Below are 17,132 nucleotides of genomic sequence, written 5' to 3'. Positions count from 1 at the left end.
GCCTGGGTTTAAATCAACCCGCGCTCGCGCAAAAAATCCTCGACGCCGACATGGGTCATGGATTCGAATTCGGCGATCGCTTCGGCCACGCGTCTGCGCTGCCCCGCCAGCAGGGTGAACACCTGCTTCATCTCGCCCGAAACGCCAAAACGGCTCCAGCGCTCGGCGATATGCGCGGGCAGGCCGATATCACTGCAGAACGCATCGAGGCTGTCATAGCCGAGGCTGACGACAAGCTGCCTTGTCTCTTCCGCCGACATGCGTGGCTCGAAAGCATGATCGTGCAGGCGCTGCGCCACCAGCTTGATGTCGGAAGGCGACGCGCCCATGACCCTGCCGAACAAGGTTTTGACGTCAGACGGGTCGAATGCAGGCATGTTGGCCTCCCTTGGTCGCGATCACCAGAGAACATGGGTCAAGGTTCGGTGCCTGACAAGTCGTTTCATCATAAGCCGGCGCATCATTGGCGCCGGCTTACGGCAGGAGACTAGACCAGCATGCCCATCGGATTCTCGATCAGCTTCTTGAAGGCGACCAGCAGTTCGGCCCCCAGCGCGCCATCAACCGCACGATGGTCGGTCGACAGCGTCACCGACATCACGGTGGCGATCTTGATCTCACCATTCTTGACCACCGCCCGCTCCTCGCCCGCGCCGACCGCCAGGATCGTCGCATGCGGCGGGTTGATGACGGCGGCAAAGTCCTTGATGCCGAACATGCCGAGATTGGAGACGGCGGTCGTGCCGCCTTGATATTCCTCCGGCTTCAACTTGCGGCTGCGGGCGCGGCTGGCCAGGTCCTTCATCTCGTTGGAGATGACCGACAGCGTCTTTTCATCGGCATGCCGGATGATCGGCGTGATCAGGCCACCGGGAATGGACACAGCGACGCCGACATCGGCATGCCTGTGCTTGACCATGGCGCTCTCGGTCCATGACGCATTGGCATCCGGCACGGCCTTCAGCGCCATCGCCATCGCCTTGATGACCATGTCGTTGACCGACAGCTTGTAGACGGGCGCCTCACCCTTGTCGGTCTTTTTCACCGGTGCCGCGGCATTGAGCTGAGTGCGTAAAGCCAGCAGCGCGTCGAGTTCACAGTCGAGCGTCAGATAGAAATGCGGGATGGTGGTTTTTGCTTCGACCAGGCGCCGCGCGATGGTCTTGCGCATATTGTCGTGCGGGACGAGGTCATAAGAGCCTTCCTCGAACAGTTTCAGCACGTCCCCTTCTCCCTTGAGGGGAGGGTGGCCGGCCGAAGGCCGGTCGGGTGGGGTCGCTTCGACGGGGCTCGGCGCAAAAGCGGTGCCTCCTGAGGCGACCCCCTCCGTCCGCTTCGCGGACACCTCCCTCTCGGAGAGGGAGGAGAGTACCGCATCGATATCCGCCTTTACGACGCGGCCATGTGGGCCTGTCCCTGATATGCCGGAGAGATTCAGTCCTGCTTCACGAGCCAATCGACGCGCCAAGGGTGTAGCGCGGGTTTTCCCCTCCCCCTCGAGGGGAGGGTGGTCGGCCAAACGCCGGTCGGGTGGGGTCGGTTCGACCGGACTCAGCGCGAGGGCGGTGCCTTCTGAGGCAACCCCCTCTGTCGACTTCGTCGACATCTCCCCCTCAAGGGGTGAGATTGGCGCCTTGTCCTTATAAGCCTCGCCGTCAGCATAAATCCAAGCCACCGCCGATCCGACCGCGATATCGACTCCTTCCTTGCCGGTCACGTCGCGCAACACACCGCTGGCCGGAGCGTCGATCTCCATCGCGGCCTTGTCGGTCTCGATCTCGAACAGCACGTCGCCCTTCTTGACCGTGGCGCCTTCCTCGGCGAACCAGCGCGAAATCTGTCCGGTCGCCATATCCATGTCGACCTTGGGAAGAATGACTTCGGTCGGCATGGATCAGCGAACCCCTTTGACGAGGTCGCGCGCGGCGGTGACGATGTCGGGAACCTGCGGCACCGTCGCTTTTTCCAGCTCCGGATTGTAGGGGATCGGCGTTTCCGCACCGCCCAGCCGCACGATCGGCGCATCGAGATAGTCGAACGCCTCGCTTTCGGCGATCATGGCGCTGACCTCGGCGCCGATGCCCAGCGTCTTGACCGCTTCATAGACGCATATCAGCCGCGAGGTCTTCTTGACGCTGTCGATAACGGTCTGCTTGTCCATCGGCCGGATGGTCCGGAGGTCCACGACTTCGACGTCGATGCCTTCGGCCTCCAGCGCGGCAGCGGCGTCGAGCGCCTTCTGCACCATGATCGAGGTGGCGACGATGGTGAGATCACGGCCCTCGCGGCGGATATCTGCCTTGCCGATCGGCACGGTGTAATAGCCTTCGGGCACCGGGCCCTTCATCTTGTAGAGCAGCTTGTGCTCGAAGATCATCACCGGATCGGGATCGGCGACCGCAGCCAGAAGCATGCCCTTGGCATCATGGGGCGTCGCCGGCTGGATAACCTTCAGGCCCGGCACGTGGCCAAGCCAAGCTTCCAGGCTCTGGCTGTGCTGCGCGGCGGCACCGGTACCGGAGCCGGCGGGAAAGCGCATCACGACGGGCACCGAAACCTCGCCGCCCAGCATGAAGCGCATCTTGGCAGCCTGGTTGACGATCTGCTCCATCGCCAGCGTGGCGAAATCGGAGAACTGGAATTCGAAGATCGGCCGCATGCCGGTCAGCGCGGCGCCGACAGCGACCCCCGCACCGCCCAGTTCGGAAATCGGCGTGTCCAGCACCCGGTCCGCGCCGTAACGATCGACGAGGTCGCCGGTCACCTGGAAGGCACCGCCATAGACGCCGATGTCCTCGCCCATCAGGAAGACGCGCTCGTCCATGTCCATGGCGATCGCCATGGCTTCCTGGATCGCCTGGGCGTAGCTCAGTTCACGCACCATCGCGTCCATCACGCCTGCTCCGTATACACGTAATTGCCGGTCTCGCTGACGTCAGGCGACGGGCTCGCCTTGGCGAACTCGATGCCGTCGGCGATCTCCCGCGCCACCACCTCGCGGATGGCTTCGATGCCCTTGTCGTCGATGAATCCGAATTCCCGCAATTCGTTCTCGAACAGCGTGATCGGATCGCGGTTCGACATCCAGTCCTCTATTTCTTCCTTGGTCCGGTAGCGGTTGCGGTCGCTCTTGGAATGGCCGCGATGGCGATAGGTCTTGGACTCGATCAGCGTCGGCCCCTCACCCGCCCGTGCCCGCTCGACCGCCTTGTACGAAGCCTCGGCGACCTCGGAGAAGATGTTGCCGTTGACGATGACGCCCGGCATCGAATAGGCGGCGGCGCGGTCGGCGATGTTCTTGACCGCGGTGGACCGGGCAGTCGACGTCGACATGCCGTAGCCATTGTTCTCGCAGACGAAAATAACGGGCAGTTTCCAGACCGCCGCCATGTTGAGCGCCTCGTGGAAGGCGCCTTCATTGTTGGCTCCGTCGCCGAAGAAGGAGACGACAACCTTGCCGGTCTTCATCATCTTGGCGGAGAGCGCGGCGCCGACGGCGATCGGAATGCCGCCGCCGACGATGCCATTGGCGCCGAGATTTCCCTTGGCGACATCGGCGATGTGCATCGAACCGCCGCGGCCCTTGCAATAGCCGGTGGTCTTGCCGAAGAATTCCGCGAACATGCGCTTCACCTCGGCGCCCTTGGCGATGCAGTGGCCGTGGCCGCGATGGGTCGAGGTGATCTGGTCGTCCTCGCCAAGCGGCATGCAGATGCCCATGGCGCTGGCCTCCTGGCCGATCGACAGATGCATGGTGCCGTGGATGAGGCCGCGCGTGTAGCTTTCCTCCGCGCCTTCCTCGAAGCGGCGGATGAGGTACATCTTGTAGAGCACCTGCTTCAGCTGCTCGGCGCTGTACTGGCGATAGACGAAGGGCAGGTTGGCGCGGCTGTCCGCGACGGCTTTGCTGGCTCCGGCCATGGTTACGCCTCCACGGTTCCGTAGACGAGCTTGTCCTGGCGGGCGCGCAGTTCGGCGATCTTGGAGCCCGCTGCCGGGGCGGCATTGGCGTAGGTGATGAGCTCACCCTTCTTGATCGGCGCCGTCACCGACCCGCCCTGCAGCAAGCCGCATGGAATGGCCCTCGCGGCATGCGCTTCCGGTGCAGTCATGATCCAGGCGCGGTAGCAATATTCGCCGATCGCATCGAGCTTCTCGCCGGGCTGCATGTCCTTCTTGGCCACGGCGGCCACTTCGGCTACCGGCTTGGCCAGCGGCACCATGTCGGCCTTGCCGTAGAGCACGACGCGGGCGCAGGTCAGCGGCACTTCGAGCGAGGTCAGGTGATAGGGGCGATGGAAGGTGAAGTACGGACCCTTGCCCATCTTCAAATCTTCCATGCGCTCCGAGATACGCGGATGCGACATGTCGGCGACGACGAAGACACCGGGTGCGACACCCTTGCCGATCGAATAGTCGACGACACCGACCCTCGACAGCACGCCGCCATCCTTCTGCGGCACCAGCACCTTGTTCAATTCGCCGAGCGTCGCGGCCGGGCCGTGCATGCCGGCCTTGTCGGGCACCAGCCCGGTGGCGTTGGCGATCGCCGCCATCTCGACCATGGTCTTGGAGCCGTCGACGAACTCGACCAGCATGCGCACATTCATGTGCCGGCGCTTGGCTTCCTCTTCGTAGTCGGGCGGCGTGGCGTCGATGTTGAGCGGATTGTTCTTGCCCTTGCCGGCTGCGACGATCGGATGGCCCATCGCCGAGACGAACTCGATCAGCTCCATGCAGGAGGACGGCTCGTCGCCGGCGCCCAGCGAATAGGTGACGCCGAGCCGGTCGGCCTCGCTCTTCAGATAGGCGCCGATGGTGACGTCGGCCTCGACATTCATCATCACAAGGTGCTTGCCATGCTCCATGGCGCGCAAGCCGATTTCGGCGCCGACGGCGGGAACGCCGGTGGCATCGATGACGACGTCGATGAGATCGTTGTTGATAACCAGGCTGGCGTCGTTGGTCACCGCCACCTTGCCGGCTTCCATGGCGGCCGTCATCGCCGAGGCGTTCGATACCTCGCGCGCATGGCCGGTTTCCTGGAAGGCGATATCCACCGCCTTGCTGGCGGCGGGCAGGTTCAGCTCGGAGATCGCGCCGATCTCTATGCCCGACATATGGGCGACGCGGGTGACGATGTCGGTTCCCATTTCGCCCGAGCCGATCAGCCCGATGCGGATCGGCTTGCCCGATTTGCCGCGTTCCTCGAGATCGCGGGCAAGGCCCGTCAACGAAACATTGGACGCCATACCGCTCATTCCTCCCATAATGCAGGCTTGTTCAATTGCCTGACGGGTATTGAACATCTGTATTTCTGTCAAGACTAATGTCCAAATCTGCGTGCTTTTGCAACACTTACACAACTGGACAAAAGGCCGTTGCGGAGCCGGCAAATCGCGACTTTCCGCGTTGCCGTGGCGAGACAAGCACGCCAGCGGCGGCTCGACGCGCGGCGCACAGGACACTTGTTAGGGGCTCTCACCCTGCGTAAAAGCGTTAGCAGTGAACATCCGTCGGTTAGGGGCTTTTCCGATGAACGTCCAACAACGGGTTAGACCTGTGCCACCGCCGGGCGATGGACCGGCCCATGCGATTGCCGGCATCTTCGCCGCGGAATTGAAGGTGCCGGCCGTCGGCTTCGACGACAATTTCTTCGATCTCGGCGGCGATTCGCTGATGGCGGAGACTCTAGTGCTTGCCGTGCAGAAGCGGTTCGGCGTGAGATTGCAGACTTCCATCCTGCTCGAAGCGCAGACACCGCGGGAATTCGGCCGGTTGATCGCATCGCTGGTGCCGGAGCATCCGGCCCGTGAGCTGATCGTGCCGGTGTCCGGCAGCGTCGGCCAGGAGCCGATCGCGATGATCCATGGCATCACCGGCTCGGCCTTGTTCGCCAATCGCTTCAGCAGGCGTCTGAAAGAGAAATACGCGATCATGGCGGTGCGCGGCATGGGCACGGAACCCGGCGAGACGCCCTATTCCACCATGGCCGAAATTGGCACCAACTATTTTGAAGCCTTCACCTCGGTAACAGGCAGGCACCCCGAAGTCATCGGCGGCATATGCGTGGGTGGCCTGCTCGCGATCGAGGTCGGCCGGCTGAGCCATGAGGCGACGGGCAAGCGGCCGGCGATCGTGCTCATCGATCCGCCGTCGCCAGGTTCGGCCTGGCTGAAGCCGATGCCCGACGATCGCCTCACGGAGAGGAGGCGGCGCGATATCGTGCGCAAGGTGGTTTACTGGCGCCTGTTGCGGGACACGCTGAAGGCGGTCGGTCTCGGACAGACACGCCTGGGGCGCCATCTGCGCAAGAAGGCATACAAGAGCGCGCTGCTGCAGGCCGCAGCCGGTTTTGTGCCCTCGTCCTACCCCTGCGACATCCTCATCCTCGCCAGTTCCGAATGGGGAGCCACTACCGTGAAGGACTACAAGGGCTGGGCGTCTAACGAGGCCAGCGTGAAAACGGTCGTCATGCCGGGTACGCACAACAAATTCCGCAAGGCCAACATGGACGCGATCGACGCGGAGATCTTGACGTTCCTCTCCGCCCGAAGCGAGGCCCCACGCGAAAACCCGCATCGTCAATGAGTTTTGGTTGGCAGATACTGGAGGCCTTCGCTGCCCATGGCGACAAGGTCGCGATGGTCAGCGGCCGGTCTGATATCACCTATTCCCAGGCCCTGACGCAGAGCGGACATCTTGCAGCCAATTTCGGCGCATCGGGCATCCGACCGGGCGACCGCGTCGGCCTCGCCATGCTCGACAACATCGACGTGATCCTTTCGATCCTCGCCTGCTGGAAAATCGGCGCGACCCCTGTTGTCGTCGACTTTCGAACGCCCAGGAGTCAGCGAGCCAGGCAGGCCCGCGACTTCGATCTGAGAATGGTTTTTGAAAGCCGCGCCATGCCGGGCGATGAGGTCTATCCGAACGCCCTTTTCGAGGCTGGCTGGAAATCGGCTTCGGCGCCGGGATCCGACGTCCGCCCCCCGGCGAGCGATGCCGTCCCGGCCTTTTTGATCTTTTCGTCCGGCACGACGGGCGATCCAAAGGCCTACACCCAGTCGCATGAGGCACTCGCCAGGCGCATCGCGGCGCGCCGCGGCGTGGTGGAGGGAACCGCCAAACGATTCCTGACGCCGATGGCCCTGTCATACTCGGCAATGCGTCACCAGGTCTTCGGCTATCTGCTTTACGGGGGAATCGTTCGGTTCTTTCCTCCCTTGTTCACCCCCTCGGAGCTCATCGAGGCGCTGCTCTCGTTCCAGGCAAGCGGCACGGCGCTGGCGCCATCAGTCATTGCCCGGATGGTCAAGGAGGTGGGCGAACGCGCAACCCACCTGCTTCCCCAACTTTCCGTTCTCTACAGCGTAGGCGGACCGGCCAGAGGCGAAGACAAGATCGCTGCCTACCGCTATCTCTCCTCTGGATACCGGATAAGCTACTCATCGAGCCTTACCGGCATCATATCCTCGCTATGGGGTGAGGATATTCTGGGAAAGCCCGAAAGCGCAGGCCGTCCGGTCGCCGGCGCACAGGTCGAAATCCTCGGTGCCGATGGCCGCGTGTTGCCGCAAGGTGAGCGCGGGCTGATCAAGGCATGGACGCCGACCATGGCATCCGCGGTCCTGATGCCCGGCAACCGCCTGTTCGTCGATCCGCAGATCATGAGCTCCGACTGGGGCATCCCCGGTGATATCGGATTTCTGGACGCCGACGGATTTATCACGATCGTCGATCGGGAGGCCGATATGATCGTTCGCGGCGGCGTCAGTGTCGCGCCGCAGGAGCTTGAAAAACTGATCCGCACCCATGCCAAGGTGCAGGACGTCGCCGTGGCCGGCTTTCCAGATGAGACCATGGGGCAGGAAATCGCCGCCTTCATCGTCTCCGATCGCGGAACCGTCGAGGAATTCCAGGCTTTCATGCGCACCAACATCGCGCCCGACCGGCGGCCGCGCGAGATCAGGCTGGTCGCCTCGTTGCCTTACAGCGGCAACGGCAAGCTGCTACGCCGCCAACTGGTCGAAACGCTGGCGCCGCATAAGGGTTCTTAGAAAATTCCGCTAATGCCTGTGAGCCACGGAGTCGGCCAGGGCTGGGATGCCAGCATGTCGAAGACCGAATAGACGAAGGCCGTCGCGGCGGCAGCGATCACCAGGGATGACCGCCTCGACTTCGTCCCAAGCACCATGATGCTGCCGGCAACGAAGATGAAGGTCGCTGCCAGGTGACCGACCAACAGGATGGGAAAGGCGAGGGCCAGACAAAGGCCGATGATTGCGAGATTGCCTTTCATGGTGGGTTCCGAAACCGGAGACCATTCGCCTGGTATCGCGGCAGGCACGGATAGGACAGGCGTGGCCCGCCTGCGCCATCGCAGCGACGCCTGCACTGTGGTCACCAGCGAAAACACCAACAGGAATCCAGCCGTGATGACCGGGAAAATGGCGGCCTCGAAGGGAAAGCCGGTCACGGCCGTCCCCAACGCCGCGAACGCCAGCAATGTCATGGTGGCGCCTGCGACAATGTCGGGCAGCGCGGGGGGCAGCGGCCCGCCGGGATTTCTGGCCCTGATCCACGACAGCGTCTGCCTGACGAGACCGACCACGGCCAGTCCAAGCAGGATGAGCACCAGCGGCTGGGCAAGCCACGACCAGCCGGAAATCTGATAGGCGAGAAAGAAATAGTTCTCGAGGCTCGGGCCGAGCACGAATCCCAATGAAAAGGCCGAGCGCGGCCAGTTGAGTTCCTTCATCGCCATGCCGACGGCGCCGACGCCGATGACCAGCGCGAAATCGAAGGCGCTCATATTGGTCTGGTATGCACCAACCACGATGAAGGTGACCACCAGCGGCACCAGGATGGCGGCCGGAACCTGCGCGACGCGCGCCAGAGGCCGGGTCAGCACAAGGCAGGTCACCGCGCCTACGATATTTGCCACGGCGATGCTGAACACCATCGACATGGTGAGCGCGGCATTCTTGCCCAGCATTTCGGGGCCGGGAACGAGCCCATGGACGACAAAGGCGCCGAGCAGGATGCTCATCGAGGCCGAACCCGGCACGCCGAAGGCGATGGTCGGGATGAGCGAGCCGCCTTCCTTGGCATTGTTGGCGCTCTCGGGCGCGATGACGCCCCTGACATTGCCTTCGCCGAATTTCGGTCCCTCGCCAGGCCGCCGTGACGCATGGCCATAGGCGATCCAGTCCAGCACCGCGATGCCGACACCGGGAACTGCGCCCAGCAGCGAACCGATGCTGCTGCATCGCAGCACCAGCGGCCACTCCCGCAGCGTGTCCCTGATGCCTTGCCACATGCCCGCATAAGTCGGTCGCTCCGCATTGCCCTGGATGGAACCTCGCAACAGGAGCGAAGCCAGCTCCGGTAGGCCGAACAGGCCGAGAAACACCAGGGCCACCGGCAGACCGTCCCAGAGATAGATTTCACCAAAGGTCCACCGGTCGATGCCGGCGATCTTATCGATGCCGACAAACGAGGCGAGCATGCCGAACATGGCCGCGGCCAGCCCCTTCAGCGGCTGGCTCCCGGCCAGCATCGCGACGATGGAGAGCCCGAAGGCGCAGATGGCGAAGAAGTCCGGCGTCTTTAGATAGAGGACAAGCGGTCGCATGATGGGAATAGCCGCGGCAAGCACCAGAGCGCCAAACACGCCGCCAATCATCGACGCCGAATAGGAGGCGCCGAAGGCGCGCGCGGCTTCGCCTTTCTTGGCCATGGCATGGCCGTCGAGCACCGTCGCCGCCGCTCCGACCGAGCCCGGAACCCCAAACAGGATGGCCGGGATCGTATCGGAGGTGGTATTGACCGATCCCATACCGAGCAGGAGCGCGAAGGCGGCATAGGCGTCCATGTTGTAGGTCATCGGGATGAGCAGGGCCGTCGCGAACAGCCCGCCAATGCCCGGGACAACGCCGACGACGAGGCCGACGAAAACGCCGGTCACCAGCATCAGCATGCGAAACGGCTGGGCCATCTCGACGACGGCGGTGAGGATCAGATCCACCGTTGAGCCTCGCCGGGAATCTACTTCACCAGATTTCTGGCGGTCTCGAACACATCCGGATCCACCTTCAACTGCTCCGAGACAAGCCGGCTTATGTCTTCGCCGCTGGTGGCGTTGACGGTCATTTCGCTAAGCTTGCCGATGTCGGCCAGGAACGCCTTATCCCTGACCATCTCCATATATCCCTTGCGCAGCGTTTCGACCGTCTCCTTGGGCGTGCCCGGCGGGACAACCAACGGATGATGGAACTGCAAAGCCGTCTCGATCAGCGCGGCCGCTTCCCGGACCTTCGGGTCGTCGATCCTAGCAGTGAACTTCTCCTGGCCTGCAACGATGCCTTGGCCGAAGGTACCAATGAGGTTGAGCGCGTCGCGGTTTTCGGAGATGTTGTAACTGGAGACTCCGCACATTCCGGCGATCTCGCCTCGCTGCATCGCCAGTTCGATATCGGCTGTGCCTTCAAAGCCGGTGACGACCTTGAACTTTGCCTTCAAGCCGTTCTTGACCAGCGCCGCGAAAATGTAGGTCACGCTGCTCTTGCCGGTCGCCCCAATCAGGAAATCGGACTGCAGGAACTTGTCCATCGTGTCGATGCCGGAACTCTTGGCCGTCAGGCAATAGGCCGGCTCGTTGACGAGCGAGCCAATCCATTGCAGGGCAAGCGGATCGAAATTGGCGTTCTGGGGATCGAGCACCGGCGCATATGACATGGCTTCGCTGACGGAAGCGATGACGCTGCCGTCGGCCGGCTCGCTGCGCAACACCATCTTGGTGAGCTTCAGGCTGCCGCCCCCGGGCACATTCTGGACGACTATATCCGGATTGCCGGGAAGGAACCGGCCGAAGTGGCGGGCGATCAGCCGCGATGTCTGGTCATAGCCCCCGCCGGGGCCATAGCCGACCTTGATCGTGATTGTCTTGAATTCGACCGCTTGCGCCCGGGCGCCCGTGGCAAAGACAATGCTGGCGGCAACGAACGGAATGGCGCGCAATGCGCGGAAGATCGCAACCAACATATCAACCCCGTGCAGAACCCGGATGGCGTTTTAGCGCTACGATGTCGCGATTGATAGCGCCCGCGACCAGATCAGGTTGAAATACAGCATGCGTGTACGACAAGCCGGTGGTCGCAAAAATTCTCGCGGCTCCAGGCCGGGGTTGTGGGAAGATGAGCTTCGCCTTATGGGAGCATGCATCCGATTTGGAGCAATGGCGAAGTTTGTAATGAGCTGGAAGCCGGCCAAGGGCCTTGTTGATCTGCTGAACCACAACTGGCCTGTCAGAAAGGCCAAGGCTTTTCGCAACGCCTTGATTGAGCGTGATTTTCGCGGGCGCGGCGTTCCCGAAGGCCTGAAATTCACCGAGGAGCTGCTGCAAACCGGTTCCCGGCGCTTCTGCTTTGTCATTGCCTTCAACACGCCCTGGGTCATCGATGCGCTCACCCGAGCCTGGCAATTGTATTCCTCTGGGATGACGCTGGTGGTCATAGACAATTCATCCGATCGATCGGCAAGGGTGCGTATCGCGGACATCTGCCGGGCGCGAAAAACCGCTTATTTCGGTTTGCCCCGGAACCGGGAAAGCCATCCCAACCGGTCGCACGGGATATCCATGAACTGGATCTTCCACAACATCGTTCGGCCTTTGCGGCCGGAGCTTTTCGGATTTCTGGATCACGACTGCTTTCCGACCGTCCCCGTGGACATCGCCGCGACGATGGAGGGAAAAATCGTCCACGGCTCAAAGCGCCCAGCGCAAGCGGACCCCGAGGCCTGGTTCATGTGGGCTGGGTTCTGCTTCTTCCGCTTCAGCGCCGTGCAAGGACTGGACCTGGACTTCACACCGCGTTTTGTCAGCGGAATGGACACCGGCGGCGGAAACTGGAGCCTGCTGTATCGCGGACTTGGCGAGAACGATGTTTCCGATGCGCAAAAGACGGCAGCCGATCTCGATGTTGATGGGATGGAAGCGGACCATCGGATGCTGGGCGGCGCCTTTTTCCACGTCGGCGGCGCCTCGCACAGAAAATTGGTCATGACCCCACAGTATCGGCGGCTGATCTCCGATTACGTATGGGAGACCCATCTTGGCGGCGGCGAAAGCCGCCTCGTCAAGGATCCTTGACCGGCTCGGGCCGGCCCGTCTCAAAATCGTGGAAATGGACGACCACTCCATCCGCATCGATGAAGATGACGGCATAGGCAGGCGGCTCGTGGCCCAGCCGCCAGCTGTCCGAAAAATCGAGGGCGCTCTGATGATTGGTGCTGCGCAGCGTGCTGACCGGTATGCCGCGCCAGCTGCCGGCGATCAGCCTGTGGACATGGCCGGCAAAGATGTGGCCGACATTGCCGTGGCGCCGGAGAATGTCATGGAAGGCATCGGCGTCGGCGAGCCTGACCTCGTCGAGCACCGGCATGTGAATGCGGAACGGCGGGTGGTGCATGAAGAGGAAGACCGGCCTGTCGCGCGCTTCGTGCAGCTTCTCGTCCAGCCAGTCGAGACGGGCCGCGCACAGCCTGCCCTCGACATGTCCGCTGTCCAGCGTGTCGAGCAGGATCAGGCGGCCATCGCCGCCATCGAAAACGCTCTGGACAAACCCGCGCTCGGCCGGCGCTTCCGGGAACATTTCGAGAAAAAGCGCCCTGTCGTCGTGGTTGCCGAGCATCAGCCGGCAAGGCGGCACGAACCGCGCCAGCGCCCCTCGCAACGCCGCATAGGCCGCGCGCTCGCCATCATTGCTCAGGTCGCCTGATATCACCACCAGGTCGGCATCGGCATGGTTCCTGCCGATATCCGCCAGGCAGGCTTCCAGCCGCGCGAGCGGATCGGAACCGTAGAGAAGGCCACCCGGCGCCATCAGATGCGGATCGGAGAGCTGGATTATTTTCATTGGCCGCGCACTGCCTTCCTGCCGGCGCCCTGGCGTTGGCCTGAAGGCGGCATGTTTCGACCAATTTACTGTGCCGTCCAGCCGCCATCCATCGGTAACGTCGTGCCGGTGATCTGCCTGGCCGCATCCGAGCACAGGAACAATGCCAGTGCCGCAAGCTCTTCGACAGTAACGAATTCCTTGGTCGGCTGCGCCGCCAGCAGCACGTCGTGCTTGACCTGTTCCTCGGTCATGCCGCGCGCCTTCATCGTGTCGGGGATCTGCTTTTCGACCAGCGGCGTCCAGACATAGCCAGGCGCGATCGCGTTCACGGTGATGCCGTCCTGCGCGACTTCCAGCGCCACCGTCTTGGTCAGGCCTGCTATGCCGTGCTTGGCCGAGACATAGGCCGACTTGAACGGCGAGGCGACCAGCGCGTGCGCGGAAGCCGTGTTGATGATGCGGCCCCATTTGCGTGCCTTCATGCCGGGCACCACCGCCTTGATGGCGTAGAAGGCGGCCAAAAGGTTGATGCGGATGATGGCTTCCCATTTGTCGTCGGGAAACTCCTCGATCGGCGCCACATGCTGGATGCCCGCATTGTTGACCAGTATGTCGAGGCTGCCGAGCGCCTCTTCCGCGTCATGGATCATGGCGGTGACCGCGGCGCCATCCATCATGTTGGCATCGGAATAGCGGCACTTGACGCCGAAATCCTTCTCGATGCCGGCGCGCTCCCGCTCGATGGCGGCAGCATCGCCAAGACCGTTGATGGTAACGTTGGCGCCCTCGGCGGCAAAGGCGCGGGCGATTGCCAGGCCGATACCGCTGGTCGAGCCGGTGACGAGGGCATTCTTCGAAGACAGGGAACCCATGGGAAATCTCGCGCGAGGTGGGAGGGAACATGACGATATAATTGTGCGTCGCAGCATGACAATGGCAGAGCCATGTGTCGATGCGATTACAGCCAGACGACAACGCCTGCTTGTCCTCGCCCGGTTCGGAAACCATGGTCGTTAGGCTGACACGGCACTGTCATGGTGCCGTGCAACATAACCGTTGCGCATTCGCGCGGTCCTTCCTGAATGAATTCGTCCGACAGAACCTTGGGGCACCAGCATGGAAATCGCCGATGTCGTGAAGCGCGCCTATGCGATGCCGCTCACCAATCCCTCATTCCCGCCGGGTCCCTATCGCTTCTTCGACCGCGAATACATCATCATCACCTATCGCACGACACGCGAGGCGCTCGAGGCCGTCGTGCCGGCGCCGCTTGAAATCGACGAGCCGCTGGTCAAGTACGAATTCATCCGCATGCCGGACTCCACCGGCTTCGGCGACTACACCGAGACCGGCCAGGTCATCCCGGTGCGCTACAAGGGCCAGCATGGCGGCTACGTCCATTCGATGTATCTCGACGATGACGCGCCGATCGCCGGCGGCCGCGAGTTGTGGGGGTTTCCAAAGAAGCTCGCCAATCCCAAGATCGTCCATGAAGGCGAGGTAATCGTCGGCACGCTGCACTATGGCAGCGTTCTGTGCGCCACCGGCACGATGGGCTACAAGCATCGTGAGGCCGATCATGACCAGGTACTCGCCTCGCTCGCCGCCCCCAATTTCCTCATCAAGATCATCCCCCATGTCGACGGCACGCCGCGCATCTGCGAGCTGGTCCGCTACTACCTCACCGATATCACGCTGAAGGAAGCCTGGACGGCGCCCGCCGCGCTCGACCTGCGGCCCCATGTCATGGCCGACGTGGCGAAGCTGCCCGTGCTCGACATCGTGTCGGCGGTTCACTTCAAGGCCGATCTGACGCTCGGCCTGGGCGAAGTCGTGCATGATTACCTCGCTGACCACAGCCGATCCGCTGCCAGCGCAACCCAGCTGGAGAAAGTCAGTGCTTGATCGTAACCGCAACAAGGCAGCCGTCGCCACCATCGAGGAAATCACGGCGCAGTATGACCGTATCGCGCTGGTCTTTCAGGGCGGCGGCGCGCTCGGCGCCTATCAGGCCGGGGTCTATCAGGCGCTGGCCGATGCCGGCTGCGAGCCGACCTGGCTATCCGGCGTCTCCATCGGCGCCATCAATGCCGCGATCATCGCAGGCAACGAGCCGAGCCGCCGGCTGCAGCGGCTGGAACAGTTCTGGCAGACGATTTCCGGCCGCAAGATCTGGTCCTATACGCCCGAAGGCGACATCTACCGCGATATCCGCAACCAGACCTCGTCGTTGATGACGATGACGATGGGCCAGCCCGGCTTCTTCAAGCCGCGCAATCCCAATCCCTGGTTCCAGCTGTCGGGCGCCGAAGGCGCCACCAGCTTCTACGACACCGCCGAATTGAAGGACACGCTGGAGAGCCTGATCGACTTCGACGTGCTGAACGACGGCAAGAAGCGGCTGAGCGTCGGCGCGGTCAATGTCAGGACCGGTAACTTCGTCTATTTCGACACCGAGAAGGTGCGTATCGAGCCGGAGCACATCATGGCCAGCGGCGCGCTGCCGCCGGCCTTTCCTTCGATCCGTATCGAGGGCGAGTACTATTGGGATGGTGGCATCGTCTCCAACACGCCGCTGCAATACCTGCTCGACCAGGAAGAGGACCGTTCCTCGCTGGTCTTCCAGGTCGATCTGTTCAGCGCCCGCGGCGTGCTGCCGCGCGGCATGGCCGACGTGCTGTCGCGCCACAAGGACATCATGTATTCGAGCCGCACGCGGCAGAACACCGACAATTTCGAGCGCATCCATGCGCTGAAGATGAAGCTGCTCGATGCGCTGAAGCGCGTGCCGTCGGAGCAGCTAAGGGAAGGCGAGCAGGAGTTGATCGCCGACTATTCCAACGCCGGCGTCGTCAACATCGTCCACCTGATCTACCAGCACAAAGGCTATGAGGGCCACGCCAAGGACTATGAGTTTTCGGGCACCTCGATGCGCGAGCATTGGGAGATGGGCCTCGAGGACACCGAGCGCACGCTGCGTCACAAGAAATGGCTGATGCTGCCGACCAATGCCGACGGCGTCACCATCCACGACCTGCATCGCGAAGATCCGACCTGAGCGACCCAAGAGCGGTTCTCCGTTTCCTCGGAACGCAGAGCCGCTCTAGCTGTCTATTTTGGCTCAGAACCTAAGATTGGCGCCGGCTCTCAGCAGGAGCCAGTAGAACAGGCCGGTCGCGCCCCCCGCGATCAACAGCGCCAGTTCGAATCCGCCCGGCGTTTGCGTAAGCGGCAGCCCGGCGGTGTTCATGCCGAACATGCCGACAATCAGCGAGCCCGGCAGAAGCAGCGCGCTCATCACAGCCAGCGCCTTAAGGCTGCGGTTGGATTCGTCCGCGAGCTCGGCGGCGACCTCCTCCTGCAACAGCCGTGCACGGTCGTTGACCATGACGACTTCGCGGTCGAGCCTTTCCAGTCGCGTGGTAAGCCGGCGCAGGATCTCGTGCGCCCCCGCCGACAGCTTCCAGTCCGAGCGGTCCTCGTCCTGGAAAAGTGCCGCCAGCGCCGAGATCGGGCGGTGCAGGGAGACCGCCAGACGGCGAACATCTTTCAGCCGCCGCCTTTCGTCGGCAAGCCGCTCGGTCACCAAATGATCTTCCACTTCGTCGAGCCGCTTGGTGGCGGCAGCGAGCCGCAGGCTGGTGCTGCTGCAGAACGCCAGCACGATCGCCTCGAAAAGTTCGAAGGCGGTGGCGGGCCGCAGCCCCGCGGCCAGTGCCTTGTGCACCTCCTCGACCGCTGCCAGCGAATGGCGGCGGCCGGTCACCAGCAGCCGCTCCGAAACCGCGAAGCGCAACCTGCCTATGGTCGTCGACTGACGCGCGATTTCGCTGTGCAGGTCGGCGGAAATGCCATGGACGACACCATCGTCATGAGCCAGCGCAGGGCTGTCCTCATGGCCTTCGAGGATTGCATGGGCAGAGGCCGGCAAGGCGCAGGCGTGGCTGACCCAGGAATGGGCGCGCTGATCGACGAGATCGACATGCAGCCAGACCCAGCCAGGCATCGCCAGTGCCGCGCCGATATCGCGCGGAGCAAGCGCCACCGGGGTTTTGCCTGGCAAGCGGTGATAAGCCCAGACCAGGCCAGGCGCCGGATGCTGGTCGTCGACGGCAAGCAAGGCCAGATGCGATGCGTCGTTCATGACTGCCGCCCGAAATGGTCGCGAACCTGTCGCCGGAAAACGAGACGGCGCCATTGTGGCGCCGTCGGTAGTGTTGTCGCTTCGCC

The 17,132-nt window shown here is 62.9% G+C and carries 15 protein-coding genes; 5 read left to right on the top strand and 10 right to left on the bottom strand.

Annotated elements, in window-relative coordinates:
* Window positions 1–8 precede the first annotated feature (8 nt).
* The 5 genes from FJW04_RS05360 to FJW04_RS05340 form a co-directional block, all read right to left on the bottom strand.
* Window positions 9–377, bottom strand: a complete 369-nt coding sequence (locus FJW04_RS05360; protein WP_015315457.1) for a hypothetical protein — start codon at window positions 375–377, stop codon at window positions 9–11.
* A 110-nt stretch (window positions 378–487) separates the two neighbouring features.
* On the bottom strand, window positions 488–1,891 hold the full coding sequence (locus FJW04_RS05355) for a pyruvate dehydrogenase complex dihydrolipoamide acetyltransferase (RefSeq protein WP_140712781.1): 1,404 nt from the start codon (window positions 1,889–1,891) through the stop codon (window positions 488–490).
* Between the two features lie 3 nt (window positions 1,892–1,894).
* Window positions 1,895–2,893, bottom strand: a complete 999-nt coding sequence (locus tag FJW04_RS05350) for an alpha-ketoacid dehydrogenase subunit beta (RefSeq protein ID WP_015315455.1) — start codon at window positions 2,891–2,893, stop codon at window positions 1,895–1,897.
* The gene (locus FJW04_RS05345) at window positions 2,893–3,921 is read right to left on the bottom strand and encodes a thiamine pyrophosphate-dependent dehydrogenase E1 component subunit alpha (RefSeq protein WP_140616772.1); all 1,029 of its coding nucleotides are present in this window, start codon (window positions 3,919–3,921) and stop codon (window positions 2,893–2,895) included. The genes FJW04_RS05350 and FJW04_RS05345 overlap by 1 nt, the downstream gene beginning before the upstream one ends.
* A 2-nt stretch (window positions 3,922–3,923) precedes the next feature.
* A complete protein-coding gene (locus FJW04_RS05340; protein ID WP_140712779.1) occupies window positions 3,924–5,252 on the bottom strand; it encodes an NAD(P)H-dependent oxidoreductase in 1,329 nt (442 codons plus the stop codon).
* A gap of 283 nt (window positions 5,253–5,535) precedes the next feature.
* Here FJW04_RS05340 and FJW04_RS05335 point away from each other — a divergent pair, with 283 nt between their 5' ends.
* A complete protein-coding gene (locus FJW04_RS05335) occupies window positions 5,536–6,591 on the top strand; it encodes an acyl carrier protein (protein ID WP_140712777.1) in 1,056 nt (351 codons plus the stop codon).
* Window positions 6,588–8,060: a class I adenylate-forming enzyme family protein gene (locus FJW04_RS05330; protein WP_140712775.1), complete on the top strand. Its 1,473-nt coding sequence runs from the start codon at window positions 6,588–6,590 to the stop codon at window positions 8,058–8,060. Before FJW04_RS05335 ends, FJW04_RS05330 begins: the two co-directional genes overlap by 4 nt.
* On the opposite strand, the gene FJW04_RS05325 is transcribed toward FJW04_RS05330, so the two are convergent.
* Together FJW04_RS05325 and FJW04_RS05320 are read right to left on the bottom strand one after the other, a co-directional pair.
* A complete protein-coding gene (locus tag FJW04_RS05325) occupies window positions 8,057–10,030 on the bottom strand; it encodes a tripartite tricarboxylate transporter permease (RefSeq protein ID WP_140712773.1) in 1,974 nt (657 codons plus the stop codon). The genes FJW04_RS05330 and FJW04_RS05325 overlap by 4 nt on opposite strands.
* A gap of 20 nt (window positions 10,031–10,050) precedes the next feature.
* Window positions 10,051–11,046 carry a hypothetical protein gene (locus FJW04_RS05320; RefSeq protein WP_140712771.1) on the bottom strand — a complete coding sequence of 332 codons (996 nt, stop codon included), beginning with the start codon at window positions 11,044–11,046 and terminating at the stop codon, window positions 10,051–10,053.
* Window positions 11,047–11,254: 208 nt separating this feature from the next.
* Here FJW04_RS05320 and FJW04_RS05315 point away from each other — a divergent pair, with 208 nt between their 5' ends.
* On the top strand, window positions 11,255–12,154 hold the full coding sequence (locus FJW04_RS05315) for a hypothetical protein (RefSeq protein ID WP_041163309.1): 900 nt from the start codon (window positions 11,255–11,257) through the stop codon (window positions 12,152–12,154).
* On the opposite strand, the gene FJW04_RS05310 is transcribed toward FJW04_RS05315, so the two are convergent.
* Both FJW04_RS05310 and FJW04_RS05305 read right to left on the bottom strand, forming a co-directional pair.
* The gene (locus FJW04_RS05310; RefSeq protein ID WP_140712769.1) at window positions 12,141–12,920 is read right to left on the bottom strand and encodes a phosphodiesterase; all 780 of its coding nucleotides are present in this window, start codon (window positions 12,918–12,920) and stop codon (window positions 12,141–12,143) included. The two genes, FJW04_RS05315 and FJW04_RS05310, sit on opposite strands and share 14 nt — an antisense overlap.
* Window positions 12,921–12,985: 65 nt before the next feature.
* The gene (locus FJW04_RS05305) at window positions 12,986–13,774 is read right to left on the bottom strand and encodes a 3-hydroxybutyrate dehydrogenase (RefSeq protein ID WP_140616766.1); all 789 of its coding nucleotides are present in this window, start codon (window positions 13,772–13,774) and stop codon (window positions 12,986–12,988) included.
* A 244-nt stretch (window positions 13,775–14,018) separates the two neighbouring features.
* Here FJW04_RS05305 and FJW04_RS05300 point away from each other — a divergent pair, with 244 nt between their 5' ends.
* Window positions 14,019–14,807: an acetoacetate decarboxylase gene (locus FJW04_RS05300; RefSeq protein WP_140616765.1), complete on the top strand. Its 789-nt coding sequence runs from the start codon at window positions 14,019–14,021 to the stop codon at window positions 14,805–14,807.
* Window positions 14,800–15,960, top strand: coding sequence for a patatin-like phospholipase family protein (locus FJW04_RS05295; protein ID WP_015315444.1), 1,161 nt, complete (start codon window positions 14,800–14,802; stop codon window positions 15,958–15,960). Before FJW04_RS05300 ends, FJW04_RS05295 begins: the two co-directional genes overlap by 8 nt.
* Window positions 15,961–16,023: 63 nt before the next feature.
* Here the strand turns inward: FJW04_RS05295 and FJW04_RS05290 are convergent, their stop codons facing one another.
* Complete coding sequence (locus FJW04_RS05290; protein ID WP_181166298.1) at window positions 16,024–17,046, bottom strand: transporter; 1,023 nt, start codon at window positions 17,044–17,046, stop codon at window positions 16,024–16,026.
* Window positions 17,047–17,132: the final 86 nt, after the last annotated feature.

It is taken from the genome of Mesorhizobium sp. B2-7-3, assembly GCF_006440715.1.
Lineage (GTDB): Bacteria > Pseudomonadota > Alphaproteobacteria > Rhizobiales > Rhizobiaceae > Mesorhizobium > Mesorhizobium australicum.
This window is presented reverse-complemented; position numbering and strand designations above follow the sequence as displayed.